The 16,342-nt window shown below is 65.7% G+C and carries 12 protein-coding genes; 3 read left to right on the top strand and 9 right to left on the bottom strand.

Features of this window, described 5'->3' with window-relative positions:
- Positions 1-46: 46 nt before the first annotated feature.
- The 6 genes from C8K14_RS19020 to C8K14_RS18995 all read right to left on the bottom strand — a co-directional run bounded on the left by C8K14_RS19020 (position 47) and on the right by C8K14_RS18995 (position 8,950).
- On the bottom strand, positions 47-2,029 hold the full coding sequence (locus tag C8K14_RS19020; RefSeq protein ID WP_133726877.1) for an alpha/beta hydrolase domain-containing protein: 1,983 nt from the start codon (positions 2,027-2,029) through the stop codon (positions 47-49).
- Positions 2,022-2,330, bottom strand: coding sequence for a hypothetical protein (locus C8K14_RS19015; protein ID WP_022676568.1), 309 nt, complete (start codon positions 2,328-2,330; stop codon positions 2,022-2,024). Before C8K14_RS19015 ends, C8K14_RS19020 begins: the two co-directional genes overlap by 8 nt.
- Complete coding sequence (locus C8K14_RS19010; protein ID WP_107718357.1) at positions 2,330-3,655, bottom strand: acyclic terpene utilization AtuA family protein; 1,326 nt, start codon at positions 3,653-3,655, stop codon at positions 2,330-2,332. Before C8K14_RS19010 ends, C8K14_RS19015 begins: the two co-directional genes overlap by 1 nt.
- Positions 3,656-3,666: 11 nt before the next feature.
- Positions 3,667-5,010 (bottom strand): CitMHS family transporter, encoded by a 1,344-nt coding sequence (locus C8K14_RS19005; RefSeq protein ID WP_107718436.1) that lies wholly within the window; start codon positions 5,008-5,010, stop codon positions 3,667-3,669.
- Positions 5,010-5,900, bottom strand: a complete 891-nt coding sequence (locus C8K14_RS19000; RefSeq protein WP_133726876.1) for a LysR family transcriptional regulator — start codon at positions 5,898-5,900, stop codon at positions 5,010-5,012. The genes C8K14_RS19005 and C8K14_RS19000 overlap by 1 nt, the downstream gene beginning before the upstream one ends.
- A 143-nt stretch (positions 5,901-6,043) precedes the next feature.
- The gene (locus tag C8K14_RS18995; protein ID WP_158271963.1) at positions 6,044-8,950 is read right to left on the bottom strand and encodes a TonB-dependent siderophore receptor; all 2,907 of its coding nucleotides are present in this window, start codon (positions 8,948-8,950) and stop codon (positions 6,044-6,046) included.
- A gap of 275 nt (positions 8,951-9,225) precedes the next feature.
- Here C8K14_RS18995 and C8K14_RS18990 point away from each other — a divergent pair, with 275 nt between their 5' ends.
- Together C8K14_RS18990 and C8K14_RS18985 are read left to right on the top strand one after the other, a co-directional pair.
- Positions 9,226-11,445 (top strand): TonB-dependent receptor, encoded by a 2,220-nt coding sequence (locus C8K14_RS18990; RefSeq protein ID WP_107718351.1) that lies wholly within the window; start codon positions 9,226-9,228, stop codon positions 11,443-11,445.
- A gap of 73 nt (positions 11,446-11,518) precedes the next feature.
- Entirely contained in the window at positions 11,519-12,418 is a 900-nt protein-coding gene (locus C8K14_RS18985) for an alpha/beta hydrolase fold domain-containing protein (RefSeq protein WP_107718349.1), read from the top strand.
- Between the two features lie 11 nt (positions 12,419-12,429).
- On the opposite strand, the gene C8K14_RS23070 is transcribed toward C8K14_RS18985, so the two are convergent.
- Together C8K14_RS23070 and C8K14_RS18975 are read right to left on the bottom strand one after the other, a co-directional pair.
- Positions 12,430-13,704 carry a hypothetical protein gene (locus tag C8K14_RS23070; protein ID WP_233251151.1) on the bottom strand — a complete coding sequence of 425 codons (1,275 nt, stop codon included), beginning with the start codon at positions 13,702-13,704 and terminating at the stop codon, positions 12,430-12,432.
- Between the two features lie 102 nt (positions 13,705-13,806).
- A complete protein-coding gene (locus C8K14_RS18975; RefSeq protein WP_107718347.1) occupies positions 13,807-14,868 on the bottom strand; it encodes an SDR family oxidoreductase in 1,062 nt (353 codons plus the stop codon).
- A gap of 127 nt (positions 14,869-14,995) precedes the next feature.
- On the opposite strand from C8K14_RS18975, the gene C8K14_RS18970 reads away from it, so the two are divergent.
- A complete protein-coding gene (locus C8K14_RS18970; protein ID WP_107718345.1) occupies positions 14,996-15,382 on the top strand; it encodes a helix-turn-helix domain-containing protein in 387 nt (128 codons plus the stop codon).
- 14 nt (positions 15,383-15,396) lie between these two features.
- Here the strand turns inward: C8K14_RS18970 and C8K14_RS18965 are convergent, their stop codons facing one another.
- Positions 15,397-16,308: a ketopantoate reductase family protein gene (locus tag C8K14_RS18965; RefSeq protein ID WP_107718343.1), complete on the bottom strand. Its 912-nt coding sequence runs from the start codon at positions 16,306-16,308 to the stop codon at positions 15,397-15,399.
- Positions 16,309-16,342: the final 34 nt, after the last annotated feature.

The raw sequence follows: 16,342 nt of genomic DNA, 5'->3' as shown, positions 1-16,342 counted from the left end.
CCACACGGCAGGCCGGGCCTTTTTGCGGGCGGAATTGTGCCAACGTTTATCGCGAGGCTGACGACAGCACCGCGCTGGCCTCCGCTTCGGCGACAAGGCGGGCGGCATCGTCGGGCAGCAGCCAGCCTTGCCGCACGCGTTGCGCCGCGAGGGACCGGACCCGCGCGACAAAGCCGGCGTGGCTGCCATAGCGTTCTTCCAGCGACAGGCGCGGATCGCCCTTGGCGAGGCGTTCCGCCTTGGTGGCGGCAAAGGGAATGAACCCACCGGCAAAGCCGCAGGGCCCGCCCGCGCCATATCCCTTGGCCAGCACGTTCCAGCCGAGATAGGTGCCCAGTGGCACGAGATGCTGCACCGAAGGGACGCCGCCGCCGGTCTCGTTACCATCGCGGTCCACGCGCGGCACCAGCGAGGGGATAGTGCGGCGAATGGCGGGCGGCTGCTGGGTGATCACGCCCGACAGATCGGGATAGTCGAACCCGGGGCCGTAATCGTAATCGAGCAGATCGTTCATCTTGCCGTCCGGCACCGGCGCGCCGGGGATGGCGGGCCAGTGCATGGCGGCGGCATGGGGCGGGACAAGATCGCCATGGGCCAGGGTGGGATACTGGCTGGGCGGCGGCGCGCGGCCAGTGCTGACCCATGCCACCAGCCGCTTCATCAGCGCGCGCATCGTCGGCAGCGATGGATTGGGATTGTTGGGCAGCGCGCAGACCGGCGCACCGGGCCAGGGCTTGTCACCATCGAGCGAGATGCCGCCGGTGTAGGAACCGCCATGGGTCACGCCAGGGAAGTAATAGCGTCGCACATTGGCCGGGATTGGCACATCGGCGCGGGCATCGGTGCCGACCAGCGCCGGGGATAGGCGCAGCCCCCAAAGTTCGGTGGAGCCGAACGTTTCCATGATCTTGGGGCAGGTCTGCGTTGCCGTGCAGCGATCGAGCAGGCTGTGCGTGCCCCGGCCGCGCACCCGATCGGCATAGCGGCTCCACCACAAGGTGCCTTCGCTGCCCGGCTCGAATAGCGTGGCCGCGCCACCGGGCACGGCGAAGCGCAGGTTGAGCGGCACCTGGCGTGCCGCGATGTTGGGATTGGCGCCGTCGAACACGCGATGGCCCGCTTCATCCTGGTTGAAGCCCAGGTTGATGAAGCTCTTGACGAAATTGCCCGATTGCGAGGTGCCGCTGACCACGCTCCAGCGCACCTGGCCCGCGAGCGGATTGGGCGTGCCATGGTCGTCGGCCGCGGCATGGCGCAGGAAGCTGACCAGATCGCGCGTGGCGGCAAAGCCAATGCCCAGAACCAGCGGATCGCGCGCCTGATAGACCAGCGTATAGGCAAGCGCCGGGTCAAAGCCGCCCTTCAGGCAGATGCGCGCGGGATCGGGCGTGCCGGGAAACGGCGTGGTGCGGCAATCGGCAAAGGCCCATTGGCTGGGAGCAATCGGCTCTAGCGGCGCAGCGTCGCTGGCCTGGCGATAGAGCCTGGCGTGCGCGGGATCGAGATCGACCGGAAGCGGGCGCGGTACGGGGCGGCCGATCCCACCGGTCAGGCCCCAGGTGCTGCCGGAAAGATCGGTCACGCGGGCCAGCGCCGGCCCGGTCAGGCCCTTGGCCACGGGCACGGTGGCAGTTTGCAGGCCGGGTGCGGGCGCCAGGTCACCCTGCCAGCCGCTGATCACGCGGATGTGGCCATCTTCATCGGGGGCCACTTTGCCATTGCCCCGGTTGGGCACATCGTAGAACAGCACGCCGCTGCCGTGCGCCAGGGGGCGGGCGATGGCAAACGTGGCGCTATAGCCGATGCGGACGTTGGCCTGGCGCGGGGCTTGGGCAATGTCGGTGATGATTGCATCGCGCGTTGGCGAAATATCACCATCGAATGTCCCGGTGATGATCTCGTAGGGGCGCTCGCCCGACTTGGTGGGTGCGGGGGTGCGCGTCTCGATATGGATGGCGGTAACCCGCGCCTGCGCGCTGGTGGCCAGGGCGAGCAGGGCAGCCCCGCCCAGCAAGCAGATCCTACGCATCGGCGATCTCCATATCCAGCAGTTGCGCGCCCAGCGTCTTGCCATGGGCATCGAGGGCGAGGGAGCGGGTGACGCCGCCCGAAAGCACCCCATGCAGCACGAAATTCACGGCCTGAAGGTTGGGCAGCACGAACCGTTCGATCCGGCGCGGGCGCAGCGCGGCAAGATGGGCGGCAACCCGCTCAGTCGTCAGCGCGCGCTCCAGCTGGCTGAACTGCGCCGGGCCGCGGGCAAACACGCAGATCTGCGAGGTATCACCCTTGTCACCCGTGCGGGCGTGGGCCAGATCACGAAGTCGCATCAACTCACTCCATGAACGATGGAGGGCGCAACCGCGCCGCGCGGGACGAGGATGGACGCAACCGCGACCACCTCGCGCAGGGTGGTCGTCACGCCCCCGCCACCCGACGGGCCATTGAGATAGAGCGCCTCAACCTCGGCGCCGATTTCGGCGGCCGTGGCGCGATCGGCGCAGCGGGCGGCAACGCGCGCGCGCACTTCGGCCGGCTCGGGCGCGCGGCCGGTGGCATTGACGGCATTCACGCCGATCAGGTCATAGCGGATATCGTCCACCGCCAGGCGCTGCATCGCCACCCGCTCGGCCACGATATCGAGCGCCAGCTGGCCGCGCGCCACGGCGCCGGGCCCGGCATAGCTGATCTGCCCCTCGCCAATGAAGCCATCGCGATAGCCGACCGATACCTTGAGATTATCGGGGCGGGGGTGGCCGGTTGCGCCCGATACGGCAATGCGATCGGCGCCGGCCTCGGCCAGGTTCAGCGTGGTGAAGTCTGCCACCACATCGGCCTGGAGGTAGCGCGCTGGATCAAGGATTTCGTACATCGCCTGTTCGCGCGCATTGGCGAGCGAGAGTCGTCCGCCCGTGCCGGCCACCTTGGTGAGCATGGCCGTGCCGTCTTCGTTCACTTCGGCCAGCGGAAAGCCCAGGCGGGCCAGGCCCGGCACATCGTTGTAGCCGGGATCGGCGAAATAGCCGCCGGTCAACTGGCCGGCGCATTCCAGCAGATGGCCGATGGCAGTGCCGCCGGCGAGCCGCGCCCAATCGTCTTCGGCCCAGCCGAATGCATGGATCATCGGCCCTAGAAACAACGCCGGGTCGCACACCCGCCCGGTGAAGATCACTTGCGCCCCTTCGGCCAGGGCCTGGGCAATGGGAAACGCGCCGAGATAGGCGTTGGCCGAAATCGGCTTGAGATCCAACAGCGATCCGGCGCGGTCCAGCAGGGGGAGGTCTTGGCCCGCAATGCTGGCCAGCACATCGTCACCCAGCACTGCCGCCATGCGGATGCCGGTCAGGCCCTGCTCACGCGCGACGGCGAGCGCGGCTTCCATGGCGGCGAGCGGGTTGGCCGCGCCCATGTTGGACACGATGCGCACACCGCGCGCCATGGCCGGGCCCAGCACGGCGCGCATGCGCCGCTCCAGCCGGGGATCATAGCCGGCGGCCGGGTCGCGCTGTCGCGCCAGTTGCGCCAGCGCGATCGTGCGTTCGGCCAGGCATTCAAAGCACAGGAAATCGAGTTCGCCTTGTTCGACCAGTTCAACGGCCGGCTCGATCCGATCCCCGGCAAAGCCGGCACCGGCACCGATGCGTATGGTTTTCATGCATGTCTCACTCATAGGCCGATCAGGCCAATGGCCAGCGCGGCCAGTGTCATCACCAGGGTGGCGCCCAGCAGCCAGGGAAAGGCAAAACGCTGATGCGCGCCGAGGTCGATGCGGCTCAGGCCTGCGACCAGGAATGTTGCGGGGGTCAATGGGCTGATCGGAAAGCCAACGGTATGCATGCCCAGCAGCGCTGCCTGCGCCACCTGCACGGGCGGCACGCCAAAATGGCCGGCGACTTGCGCGACGACGGGCAGCACGCCGAAGTAAAAGCTGTCAGGATCGAATACGACGCTGAGCGGCATGCTGGTGACCGCCACCAGCAGTGGCAGGCTGCGTCCCATGCCGGGCGGCACCAGGGCCACGCTCGATTGGGCCAGGGCGTGGATCAGCCCCGCGCCGTTCATGATGCCGGTAAACGCGCCAGCGGCAAACAGCACGCCGGCCATCATCATTGCCGGGCGGGCATGGGCCTCGATCCGGGCGCGCTGCTCCTCGGCATTGGGATAGTTGATCGTCAGCACCAGGGCAAAGGCGACCATGAAGATCACGGCCGGTTCGGCCACGCCGCTGACCATCAGGCCGATGACCGCCAGCGTGATGACCAGGTTGAGCCAGAACAGGCGCGGGCGATGCAGTGGATCGGCGGCGGGGCTGGCTGTTCCCGTGCCGGTTGCCACGGCCTCTTCCGGCCCGGTTTGTACCAAGGGCAGGACAGCGAGGCGGCGTTCTTCCCGCCGGCCCATCCACCACGCCGCGCCGAACACGAAGACCAGGCCAACCAGCTGGACCGGCAGCATCGGCGTGAAGATCTGCACCGTGGGAATGTGCAGCGCCGCGCTGGCGCGCAGCGTCGGGCCGGTCCAGGGCAGGAAATTGACCCCTGCGGCAAGCGATGCGCAGCACGCCAGTACGCGGCGGTCCATGCCCAGTTGATCGTAGAGTGGCAGCATCGCCGGCACGGTGATCAGGAAGCACACTGCGCCAGAGCCATCGAGATGGATCAGCAAGGCCAGCAAGGCGGTGCCCATGGTGATCCGCGATGGCTTGCGTCCCACCAGGCGGAGCACCCCGCCGACCAGCGGGGCCAGCAAGCCGGCGTCGCTGACCACCCCGAAGAACAGGATGGCAAAGACGAACATGCCGGCAACCGGGGCAATCTTGGTGACGCCGGCCAGAATCCAGCCCGGCACGCCGGCGCCCAGGCCCAGCGCCGCAGCGCCGATCACCGGGACCAGGATCATCGCTGCGAGCGGGGATAGTCGGTTCGTCAGGATGACGGCCAGCATGACGCCGATGATGGCTAGTGCGCCCAGTGCCAGGGCAGCCGGCGGCAAAGCGGCAGCGGCCAGCATCAGCATGCCCCCTTGGCCGAGAGCACGCGCAGCATGTTCTGGGCCGCGGGCGAGGGGCTGCGCGCAGAAAGATGGGCAATGCCGATCACGCGATCGGCGGCGCTGTCATCCAGCAGGTGCCATTCCAGATCGTGCGCGCCAACCATCGGCCGGCAGGACAGCGGAAGCGCGCTGATGCCTAGGCCTGCGGCGATAAAGGCGCCCAGCGTGGCGGGCTGCGTGCATTCATACAGTGGCCGCGGCGCCAGGCCGGCGCGGGCAAACGCGGCATCGGTGATCTGGCGCACGCTGCTGGTGGGGGCCATCGCGATGAACGGGGCATCGGCAAAGCTGTGCCAGCCGGGATCGGCCGGTGCGTGCCCGGCGCGGCAGACCAGGGCGCAAGGGTCTGTGAACAAGGGCAGAAAGGTGAAATCCTGAGCCGCGTCATCAGGTGGGGTCATCACCGCCAGATCGATCAGCCGCTCGCGCAGCTGTTGATAGATGGTGCCCGCCAGTCCTTCGCGCACGGTCACGTCAACGCCTGGCCAAGCCTCGCGAAAGCGGCTGAGCACGGCGGGCAGATCGCCCACGGCGTAGGATGGCAGCACGCCCAGGGCAATGCGGCCACGCTGGCCCGACAGCGTCTGGCCCAGGAGATCAAATGCGTCGTCGAAATCGGCGATCAGGCGCTGTGTCAGGCGGAGCAGGTCTTCGCCGGCCTGCGTCAGCGACACATGGCGGCGGTTGCGGTCAAACAGACGCGCGCCAAGGTCTTCTTCCAGCAGGCGGATGGTGCGCGAGAGCGCCGGCTGCGAGACATGAGCAAGTTCGGCCGCGCGGCTGAAGTTCGCCGTCTGGGCCAGTATGCGAAACTGGCGCAGGGTGGAAAGACTGGGAGTGCGGGCCATGCGGAACCTGTGCGCCAGAGGGAGCCGCCGATAGGTCTGGGCAGCAGGCGCATGGTGGCGGGCGCCACGCCCGGCGTCCAGCCGGCAGGTGCGCTTGGCCCCTGCCGCCACTGGCGCCACGTGTGGAAACCCGCCGCCCACGATCAGAAGCGCGCCGCGATGCGGGCGTAGACCTGCCGCCCGAACGGATCGGCGATCGAGGGCAGATAGCCGTTGTACTTGGCAAAGCCGGGCGCGGTGTTGAAGATGTTGATCATCCCCAGCGTCAGCGCATAGCGATCGTCGTGGCCAAAGTTCAGGCTGTATTGCGCATCGAACACCGAAAACGCGCTGACCTTGGTGGTAACGGCGGGCACGACGGCGCCGGTGCCCGAGGTGTTGAGGCTTTGCCCATAGTCATCCTTGACGCCGGCGGTATAGCGCCAGGTCAAAGACAGGGTGTGCGGGCCATAGCCGGCATCGATGCCAGCCACGCTGCGCCAGCGCGGCGCGGCCGAGGACGAGGTGGGCGACTGCACGAACGCGTTGCGATAGCCCACGCCATCATAGACCACCGAGCCGGTGATGTTGCCATTGGCATCGCGGCGCAGAATGCCGGTGTCGACATCGTAGGCCAGCAGATAGGTCAGCGTGTCGCGCAAGGTGAGATGCAGTTGGCCAGCGTCAAACGCATACTGGCCCTGAATGTCGATGCCCGATGTCTTGGTGCCGCTGGGCGCATTGAAGCTGGTGACGACCACCGATTGCAGCGTGCCGGTCAGTGGGTCGCGCAGTACCGCGGCGCCGTTGGGCGCGGTGTTGACCACCTGCTGCGGGTTCTGTGTCGAAATCTGGTTGTTGAACTGATACTTCCAGTAATCGATCGAGAACCGCGCGCCGCGCGTCGGCACGAAGGTGGCGCCCAGGTTATAGACAGTGGACGACTGCGGCTTGAGGTTGGGATTGCCGTAGGTCTGGATCGTGCGGAACGAAGTGGTGCCATCGACCGGATCGGTGACGTTGACCACGTTGGTGCCGATCAGCGAGGCGGAACCGTTGGCCAGCGAGGGCGCCTGGAACGCCTTGCTGTAGGAACCGCGCAGCGAGAACCAGTCGACCGGGTGCCAGTTGGCCGCCACCTTGGGCACGGCCTTGCTGTAACCACCGGCATCTTCATAGCGGCCAGCCATATTAAGCGTCAGGCTGTCGATCGGCTGGTAATTGGCTTCGGCGAACACGCTCTTCACCTCGCGCGAGAACGCGGTGTTGAGGTGCTTGCCGAGGAAGCCGCCATAGCCCGACAGCAGCAGGTCGGAATAGTTGGTGATCGATTTCTCGCGGCGATACTGCGCGCCAAGAGCCACGTTGATTTCGTGCCCGGCAATGCTGGCCAGGGGGCCATTCACCACCGCTTCGGCGATATAGTATTCACGCTTGAAATCGGTGAAGACATCGCTTTGCAGATTGTAGATCAGCGACGGATCCATCTGCGACAGGTTGGCCTGGAACGGGCTGTAATAGAGGCAGCTGCCCTTGCCGGGCACAGCGCCGCTGCCGCCACCCAGGAAGTTGGTGTTGCAGTTCGGCCCGCCATAGCCGCGCAGCGCGGCCTGGAACATGTTCATATCGGTATCGCGATCGCGGGCGATCGTTTGCGAGGCGGAATAGGTGGCCGTCGCCAGGTACTTCCACCGCCCGACCAGATTGCCGCGCGCGCCGAGCACGTAGTGCTGCTGGTTCACCGTATCGCGCATCACGCGATATTCGTATCCGCCCGGAAAGCCCTGCGCCCCGATCGCGCGGCCATAGAACAGCACATCGACGCCAAAGGGATTGTAGGGGTTGGACGCCGGCATCGTGGCGTTGCCTGCGTTCTGGGCATAAGACGGCACGCCGAACCGTTCGGAATCCTGGTGGTAATAGCTGAGTTCAGCAAACAGCGTATTGGCGTCGTTGATTTCGAACGTGGTGTCGTTGTGGATATTGACGCTGCGCGCACGCGGGCGGATCGGGTTCTTCGGCTGGAAATTGTAGAGGCAGTTGCCAAGGCCAAAGGCCGCGCCGCCAGTGGGGGAATAGACGCTATTGGTGCCGTCGGCCCCGCAATTGGGATCGACCACCTTGAGCGTGCCCGTGGCCGACTTGTTGGCATCATAGAGCGCGGTGTAATCGTTGCCGTTGATCACAACGTGGCCGCCCGTGGCGGTGAGCGGCCGGCCGGTCAGCAGATAGCTGCCCGGATAGCCGGCCGCGGTGGGATTGAAGAAATTGGTGACGGCGCGATCGGAATTCTGGAGATTGTCCTGAAACCGGTAGGACGCCGAAAGCACGGTGTGGAAGCGATCGTTGCCCACGCCCATCATGGCCTGCACGTTCCACGCCGGGGAATCGGCAATGCTGGTGAACTGGGCGCTGGTCTTGAACCCGTTGAACTTGGTGTCGGTCAACACGTTGAACACGCCCGCCACGGCATCGGCACCATAAGTGGACGATGCACCATCGAGCAGAACCTCGACCCGCTGGATGGCGATATCGGGCGTCAGGCTGTTGAGGTTGACATAATCGTCACCGGCCTGCGGGGTCACGCGGCGGCCGTTGAGCAGCACCAGCGTGGAGCCGGCGCCCAGGCCGCGCAGGTTGGCCGAACGGGTATCGCGCGTATCCGCGCCGCCCTTTGACAGATCCTGCAAGCCGCCGGTGCTGCCCACGTTCTGCGGGATGAAGCGGGTGAGGTCGCCAATCGAGGACGAACCAGTACGCGCGATCGCGGCGTTATCGACTGCGAGAATGGGCGAGGCGCGGTTCTCCTGGCGGATATTGCCGAGGTAGGAGCCGGTCACCACGATTTCCTGCGGCTTGGCTTCCGGCGCGGCTTGATCGGCAGGCGGCGTTGTCTGCGCTGGCGTGGCCTGCGCGGCTGCCGCGCCGTGCCAGCCCATCACGCCCATGGCGAACGCCGTGCCGACGAGCAGATTGTGCTTGATCCCGTGATAGCCCTTCATGTGCACCTCCTGATCACCATCGCCGGGGAGGCGCAGCCAGGGATGCCGCCGCAAAACGCGGCGTGCCATCGTTGCTCTCCCCACCATGGCGGTGTTTTCTTGTGAAGGCGCAATGGCGGACGGCCACGATCAAGTGAAATACAATTGGTCTATCGTCTTATAACGTGAAGTTATAAATCTATGGGGTTGGTCGGTCGCGCTGATGGCACCGATGGCGACCCGCCAAGGGCGCGGGCGCAGCTTTCCAAAATGGGCCGCTATTTAAATCCCGCGTGGCCGGGCAGACACGGGCCCGCAACGTTTGGCCGCGTCAAGCAGGGCCGAAAAAGGGAGAGGGGAGCACCATGCTTCAGATTCACGGTAATTTCCGCGCGCATGCCGCAGCCTCGCTGGGCGCGATGGCGCTGGCGTTGGTGGGGACCAATGCCTTGGCCCAGGCTGCCACGGCTGCAGAGCCGGCGCCGACGGTGCCCGCGCAGGCCAGCCCGGCACCGGGCGAGATCGTCGTTACCGCGCAGCGCCGCTCGGAAAGTTCGCAAAAGGTTGCCATCGCGCTCACCGCGGTGGGTGGAGACCAGCTCACGCAGAAAGCCGTGCTGGTGCAGCGCGATCTGCAGAACGTGGCGCCCGGCCTTACCATCACCAAGGCAGGCCTCACCGAATCCATCAACATCCGCGGCATCGGTCTGTCGAGCGGATCGCCGCAAGTGGCCAATGGCGTCGCCACCTATGTCGACGGGCTGTTCCAGCCGCCGATCGCGCAGAGCTTTGATCTCTACGATATCCAGAGCATCGAAGTGCTACGCGGGCCACAGGGCACGCTGGTCGGCTCCAACTCCACCGGTGGGGCGATCTTCATCAATTCCAAGCGCCCCAAGCTGGGCGATCTGGGTGGTGACGTGACAGCCGAATACGGCAGCTACAACAATGTCCGCCTCAACGGCGCGATCAATGTGCCGGTGGGTGACAACCTGGCCTTGCGCTTTGCCACCAACCAGCACTGGCGCGATTCCTATTACACCGATCTTGGCCCCTACAAGAACCAGCCGGACAGCCTGAAGGAACACGATGAGCGGCTGTCTGCGCTCTACCAGTCCGGCGGCTTTACCGCCTATTGGAAGGGCGAACTGGCGCAGAAGAGCACCGGTGGTTATGCCTATCAGCCGATCGCCGGAACGCAGTTTGCCGCCGGCCGCCAGGCGGCGCCCTACGAGCTGAACTACGACACCAAGACCGCGAATTTCGAGCGCGCGTTTACCACGGCGCTGGAATTGAAGTACCAGACCCCTGGCGGCCTCGTTGTGCGGTCGGTGAGCGGATACCAGAACAAGCGCGTCTGGAACGTCTATGATCTGGATGGCACCAATCTGGCGCAGGTCGCTGGGCCGTTTGGCGCGCAGTATGAAGATCAATATGTGCGGGAAAAGGAATATTCCCAGGAAATCAATATCATTTCGCCGGATTCCAAGCCGCTGAACTTTATCCTGGGTGGCTATTACCAGCATAACGATATCGACGTGCTGCTGCACTATACCGGCACCGCGCCGTTCCCGATCGTGGTCAATCCGATGAACAGCAAGACCACGCTGGGCGCCTTTGCCCAGGTGAACTATCGCGTTACCGAAAAGCTCGAAATCCAGGCGGGCGCACGCTATTCGCACTATCATGTCGATGGCACCGGCGGCGTTTATCTTGGCGGGCCGCCGCCTTCCGCCTTCCTGACGATTCCGCAGACCGGCACCGAGGCCGATGGCCGCATGACCGGCAAGATCGCGCTTAACTACAAGCCCGATGCCGACAACATGCTCTATGTCTTTGCCGCCCGTGGCTACAAGCCGGGTGGGATCAACCCGCCCGGTGGCATGTTCAACCCGGAAACGGTGTGGGACTTTGAAGCGGGCTGGAAATCGAGCTTCCTCGATCGGCACGTGCGCACGCAGATCGGCGTATTCTATAACAAGTACAACAATTTCCAGATGGACGTGATCAGTCCTGCGTCTGGTCAGAATGGCGTGGTCAACCTCGCCAATGCCACAATCAAGGGCTTTGAAGGGCAGCTTCAGGCCAAGCTGGCCGGTTTCGGCCTCGACGCCGGCGTGTCGTATGTGGATTCGCAGCTCAGCAGCGTGACGGTGATCAACAAGTGGCAGCCGGGCGCCGCCACCGCGCAGTTGCCGGCCTGCGCCACCGGGGTAACCAGCAACTGCTTCCCCTACCAGTTCATCACGTCTGATGCCGGGCCGAACCTGCTGTCGCCGAAATGGACCTGGAACGCCGGCCTGGATTATACCTATTCGCTGGGCGAGGGGCGCTCGATCGTGCCCCGCGTGAACTATTCCTATATTGGGTCGCAATGGGCCTACGTTACCTATCTGCCGCAGTTTGACCTGATTAACGCGCGCCATCTGGTCAATGCCAGCGTCGCGCTCAACTGGGACAACTTCAAGGTGGAGCTGTACGGCACCAACCTGACAAAGGAATATTTCGTGACCGGGCAATCCGGCCTCAACGAATTCCGCACCGCGCCGCGCGAGTTCGGCGTGCGTCTAGGCGTCAAGTTCTGATGGTGGCATCGCTGCCTGGCAGCATCGGTCGGGGTCACCCGGCCGATGCTGCATCGCTGATGGAGCGCCTGCCATGCCGTTGATTGCCGATACGATCGCGCGGGTAATGCAGCGGATGGTAGCACCACGGCTGGCCCAGCCGGAAAGTGCGCTGGCGTTTCCCGAAATTCCTCGGCGTTGCCGCACCATCACCATTCCAACCACGCAAGGCAGTGCTGCGGCCATGGTGTTCGCGCCGCACAACACGGCGCGCCCGGTGCCGGTTCACGTCAACTTTCATGGCGGTGGCTATGTCATGGGCCACCCCGAGCAGGACGATGCATTTTGCGCGTTCCTGGCCGAGCGGGCCGGCGTCTGTGTCATCAATGTCGATTATGCGCTGGCGCCGCAGCGGCGCTTTCCGATAGCGGTAGAGCAAGCCTGCGAGGTGATCCGCTGGGTGGCGGCGCAGGCGGGGGCGCAGGGGTGGGACGGCGATCGGCTGACCGTGGGTGGGCAAAGTGCCGGTGGCGGTTTGGCTGCTGCTGCCAGCCTGCTGCTTGCCCAGGCGGGCGGGCCGCCCATCGCCGCGCAGATCCTCCATTACCCGCCGCTCGATCTCGTCACGCCGCCTGCGCACAAGCAGGCCCGGGCGGCGCGTCCGGTCATTTCACCGGGCGTCGCGCGGCTGTTCAATGCGGTCTATGTGCCAGATGCATCGATGCGGGCAGATATGCGCGCGTCGCCGTTGGTGGGCGCGCCCGATGATTTGCTCGACAAGGTGGCGCCGGCGATCGTCATTGCCGCAGGGCTCGATCTCTTGCGGGCAGAGGCTGCCGCCTATGCCCAGCGCCTGCACGCGCGCGGCCGCCTGCTGGAATATATCGAGGTGCCCGATCAGGACCACGCCTATAACCTGCGCGGCGGCACGCGCGAGGTGGTAGAGGCAGTCTATCTTCAAATCGCCCGGCATATTGCGCGCCTGGGGCGCTGATTGTTCGAGCCTTACCAGTAATCCTGCAGGGCCAGTTGGCAGCGCCACTGCGCTTCGTTGGGGGTATCCTGACTGCCGCCAATCAGATGGGCATGGATCTGCCGGCTGGCCTCGAACAGTTCGCGGGCCGCGGCTTCGGGCAGGTCGGCACTGCGGGTGCGCCGAATAAGGATCGATCCCGCCATGGCGCGGGCAATGAAGTGCAGCACGCCGTTGCCCGACATATCGGCAATATCGCGGATGAAGCCGTACCAGTTCTGGCCCAGGACCGTGGCATTGGGCGCCTGCTGCATTTTCTGGAACGAACGCTCGACGCGGTCGAGATAGCGGGCATCCTGTCGCGCCCGCGCCAGATAGATCATCCCGATATTGGCGCGGTTGAGCACGGCGCGGCAGCGATCAGGCGAGACCGCGTTGGCAGCGATAAAGGCGTTGATCATGTGCAGTGCCCGGCCAGCTTGCGGTTCGCAGGCAAACACGCCACCGCCGCGGCCGCGCCGCATCACCACGTGCTGGGCATCGGCCAGGATGCGCACGGCTTCCACCGCCACTTCCAGGCTGGTGTCATGGGCTTCCGCGATGCTGGCGAGCGAGCCCAGGAACGTTTCACCGGGCGGCAGCAGAGCGATCTGCTGGCGCAGTTTCGCCGCCAGGCGATGCCCGCGCGAGGCCGGCTCTTCAAGCTCGGACCAGGTTGGAAGCGACGCCTGCGTCTGGCACGGCGCACGTGTTTGCTGTACCGGTGCGTCTTGCAGCATGGCCCGCACCAAGCGCCCCAGCGGATCATCGTGCCCGGCAATTTCCGCCTGCAGCCATTGGCGCGCATCTTCCATCGCGGCCGGCGAATTGCTGGCAATGATGTCACTGCGGATGGTATCCAGCGTCTGGTCGAGGCCGGGCAGGCACACGCGCAGCCCACCCTTGCCCTTGCCGCCGCGCCGGGGTTCCATCACACCGCGCAATTGCAGGATGCGGCTGGTCTGCCGCGCCACGCGGCGGCCAACGCCAAACGTCGCGGCAACACTGCCTTCGGTCAGCACGACGGCGGGGCTTGGCGTCAGGCAGATCGACTGCTCGATGCGGTCGGCAACGGTGGCTGGGGTCGATCCGCCCAGGTCATGGCCATTGATCACGCGCCCGAACAGGTCGCGCGCGCGCGACAGCGTGGGCGTGTCGGCGATGGGTAACGCGCTCTCCTGCAAATTGGCCACGGCCGATATCCCACCCCATGCAGCCGCCAATGCGGTCTGTTGCAGCACCGTGCCTGACAAAATCACAGCGGGCAACACCCCGGCAATGGCAAAATCGGTGCCTTTTGGGGCGGAATACCGGCGCGATGCCGGTGAAGCGTGCCGCGCCATGACAGTGGTGGCGCGGCACGCGGCGTTTCAGGGGATCAGGCGTTCGGCGCGCAGCTGGGCGAACAGATCGAAAAAGGCAGTATCCGTCGCCTGATAGCCGGTAAATCCCAGGCTGCGCGAGCGCGCCATGTCGGTTACCACCTCGATCGGGCGGCCCAGGTCTGCGTCGGTGTGCCAGGACGAGGCCAGTCGGGTGAGGTCTGGTTCTGCCAGGCCTTCGCGCGCGGCGATGCTGCGCCACACCGGAGCATCGCCCGCCATCTGATCGGCCAGTGGCCGCACGCTGCCGTCAAACCCGGCCGGTTCCACGCCAAACCATTGCGCCAGACGTGGCCACATCCAGCGCCAGCGGAAGATATCGCCATTGGCACAGTTGAACGCCTGGTTTGCCGCAGCGGGCGTGGTCGTGGCCCATAGCAGTTGCTGCGCTAATTGCCGCGCGTCGGTCATGTCGGTAAGCCCATTCCACTGCGCCGCGGATCCCGGGAAGTGGAATGGACGGCCCAGTTCACGGCACAGCGTGGCATAGACCGCCAAGGTGGTGCCCATGTTCATCGCGTTGCCCACGGCCTTGCCGATCACGGTGTGGGGGCGGTGCACGCTCCAGGCAAAGCCGCTGCGTTGGGCGGCGGCGAAGAGTTCGTCTTCCTGGGCATAATAGAAATTGTCGATCGGCAGACGGGCTTGATCCTCGCGAAACGGCGTATCGGGCAGGTTGCCCTGGCCATAGGCTTCGAACGGGCCAAGATAGTGCTTGAGGCCGGTGACCAGTGCTACATGCGCGACGCTGCCAGCCGGCTCTACCGCGCGCAGCAGGTTGCGCACCATGGCCGCGTTGACCGCGATGTTTTCCTGTTCCGTGGCGCGGCGCAGCCAGGTGGTGATGAACACGGCATCGGGCCGATGCCCGGCAAGCGCGGCGGCGGTGGCAGTGGCATCGGTGAGGTCTGCGGCGATCGGCTGCACCCCGGGCAGCGGCAGCGGATTGCGCGCCAGACCCAGCACGCGCCAGCCTTGGGCATGAAGCAGCGTGGCAATGGCCTGGCCGGTGATGCCGGTGGCCCCGGCAACAAGGGCAGTCTTGGTCATCTATGGTTCCTTGTTGAGCAAAAACCGCTAATTGGGGCGCCGCTCGCCCGGCGCCAAGAAGGCACCAGATGGTAACCACCCGCGTTGGCGGCGCAGCGATATCGTTGGCAAAGCAAGGAGTGTCGCCGTGATACCGGGCAGCCCGGAAGAGGAATGGCGCGAGGATTGTGCCCCGCGCCGGATCCTGGAACTGTTTGCCACCAAGTGGACCAGCATGGTGTTGCACACCCTGCATGCGCGGCATGACGGGCGGGCCCGCAGCGCGGCGCTGCTGCGCAGCCTGCCGGGCATTTCCAAAAAGATGTTTGCCCAGACGGTCAGGGAAATGGAGGCGAGTGGCTTGCTGGCGCGCACCACGCGCGATGATGTCGCGCCGCCCGAAGTGGATTATGCGCTGACTGCGCTGGGCCAGCGCTTCGTCGTACCGGTCGAGGCGCTGTATGGCTGGGCGCGCCACAATGCCGACGCGCTCGACGCGCTGACCCCGCGCGCGCGATCGCGGCGGCGCGGCTGATCAGTCCGCAGCGGTCACGCCGGCTCACCCAACCGTACCAGATCGGTGACGAGTTCAAGAGTGGGCGCGGCAAGGCCATGGCGGGCAGCAATGGCCAGCACCGCGCCGTTGATGGACTCGACCTCGGTGCGCCGGCCGGCGAGCCGGTCTTGCAGCATCGAGGGCTTGTGCCCGGTGTGATTGGCGAGGGCAAAATCGACCTTTGCCATGGTTCGAGTGCGATCGAACGCGACGCCCTCCGCCCGGGCAATGGCGGCGATTTCGTCCATGATCGTGCCGACGATGCGGCGGATCGGTGCGCTGTGCAAGCGGCCGACGGGCACCTGGCCCAGAGTGCAGAGCGCGTTGAGCGCGCTGTTGAAGGCCACCTTGTCCCATACCATTGCCTCTACCTCTGGGGCGAAGCGGGCGTTGAGGCCGGCGTCATCGAGGATATCCGCCACGGCGCGCGCCCGCGCGTCGGCGGCTGGAATCAGTCCTGCCAGCCAGACATGGCCTTGCCCATGTGAAGAAACCGCATTGGCACCGTGCAGGTCCGCGGGAAAGTCGGTCACGCCCCAGACGATGCGCTCGCGCGGAAAGACCGCCGCGATCGCGTCGGTATTGCCCAGCCCGTTTTGCAGGGTCAGCACGGTGCAACCGGTATCGACCAGATGCGCGGCAGACGCGATTGCTGCGGCACTGTGCATGCCCTTGGTGAACAGGACCAGCAGATCGACCGGCCCATCCACCGCAGCGATCGGGCAAGCGCCGACCCGTGCGGCAAAATCACCATCGTCCAGTGACAGCGCAATGCCTTGCGCGGCGATTGCGTCCATCCGCGCCTGGTCCACGTCGGCCACGGTCACCCGATGTCCGGCCAGGGCCAGCTTTGCCGCAAACAGGCAGCCCATTGCGCCTGCACCGATTACCACGATCCGCTGCATCCCGGAATTCTCCCACGTGTGCACACAGGCACGT

This window comes from Novosphingobium sp. GV079, from assembly GCF_003058045.1.
GTDB lineage: Bacteria > Pseudomonadota > Alphaproteobacteria > Sphingomonadales > Sphingomonadaceae > Novosphingobium > Novosphingobium capsulatum.
Note: the sequence above shows the minus strand (reverse complement) of the source record. Positions and strands in the feature narration are given on the sequence as shown.

Bases quoted from the DNA above. Each gene is read 5' to 3' on its own strand.
- C8K14_RS18965 (WP_107718343.1), bottom strand. From the start codon at position 16,308: ATGCAGCGGATCGTGGTAATCGGTGCAGGCGCAATGGGCTGCCTGTTT.
- C8K14_RS18975 (WP_107718347.1), bottom strand. From the start codon at position 14,868: ATGACCAAGACTGCCCTTGTTGCCGGGGCCACCGGCATCACCGGCCAG.
- C8K14_RS18985 (WP_107718349.1), top strand. From the start codon at position 11,519: ATGCCGTTGATTGCCGATACGATCGCGCGGGTAATGCAGCGGATGGTA.
- C8K14_RS18995 (WP_158271963.1), bottom strand. From the start codon at position 8,950: ATGGCACGCCGCGTTTTGCGGCGGCATCCCTGGCTGCGCCTCCCCGGC.
- C8K14_RS18990 (WP_107718351.1), top strand. From the start codon at position 9,226: ATGCTTCAGATTCACGGTAATTTCCGCGCGCATGCCGCAGCCTCGCTG.
- C8K14_RS19000 (WP_133726876.1), bottom strand. From the start codon at position 5,900: ATGGCCCGCACTCCCAGTCTTTCCACCCTGCGCCAGTTTCGCATACTG.
- C8K14_RS19020 (WP_133726877.1), bottom strand. From the start codon at position 2,029: ATGCGTAGGATCTGCTTGCTGGGCGGGGCTGCCCTGCTCGCCCTGGCC.
- C8K14_RS19005 (WP_107718436.1), bottom strand. From the start codon at position 5,010: ATGCTGGCCGCTGCCGCTTTGCCGCCGGCTGCCCTGGCACTGGGCGCA.
- C8K14_RS19015 (WP_022676568.1), bottom strand. From the start codon at position 2,330: ATGCGACTTCGTGATCTGGCCCACGCCCGCACGGGTGACAAGGGTGAT.
- C8K14_RS19010 (WP_107718357.1), bottom strand. From the start codon at position 3,655: ATGAAAACCATACGCATCGGTGCCGGTGCCGGCTTTGCCGGGGATCGG.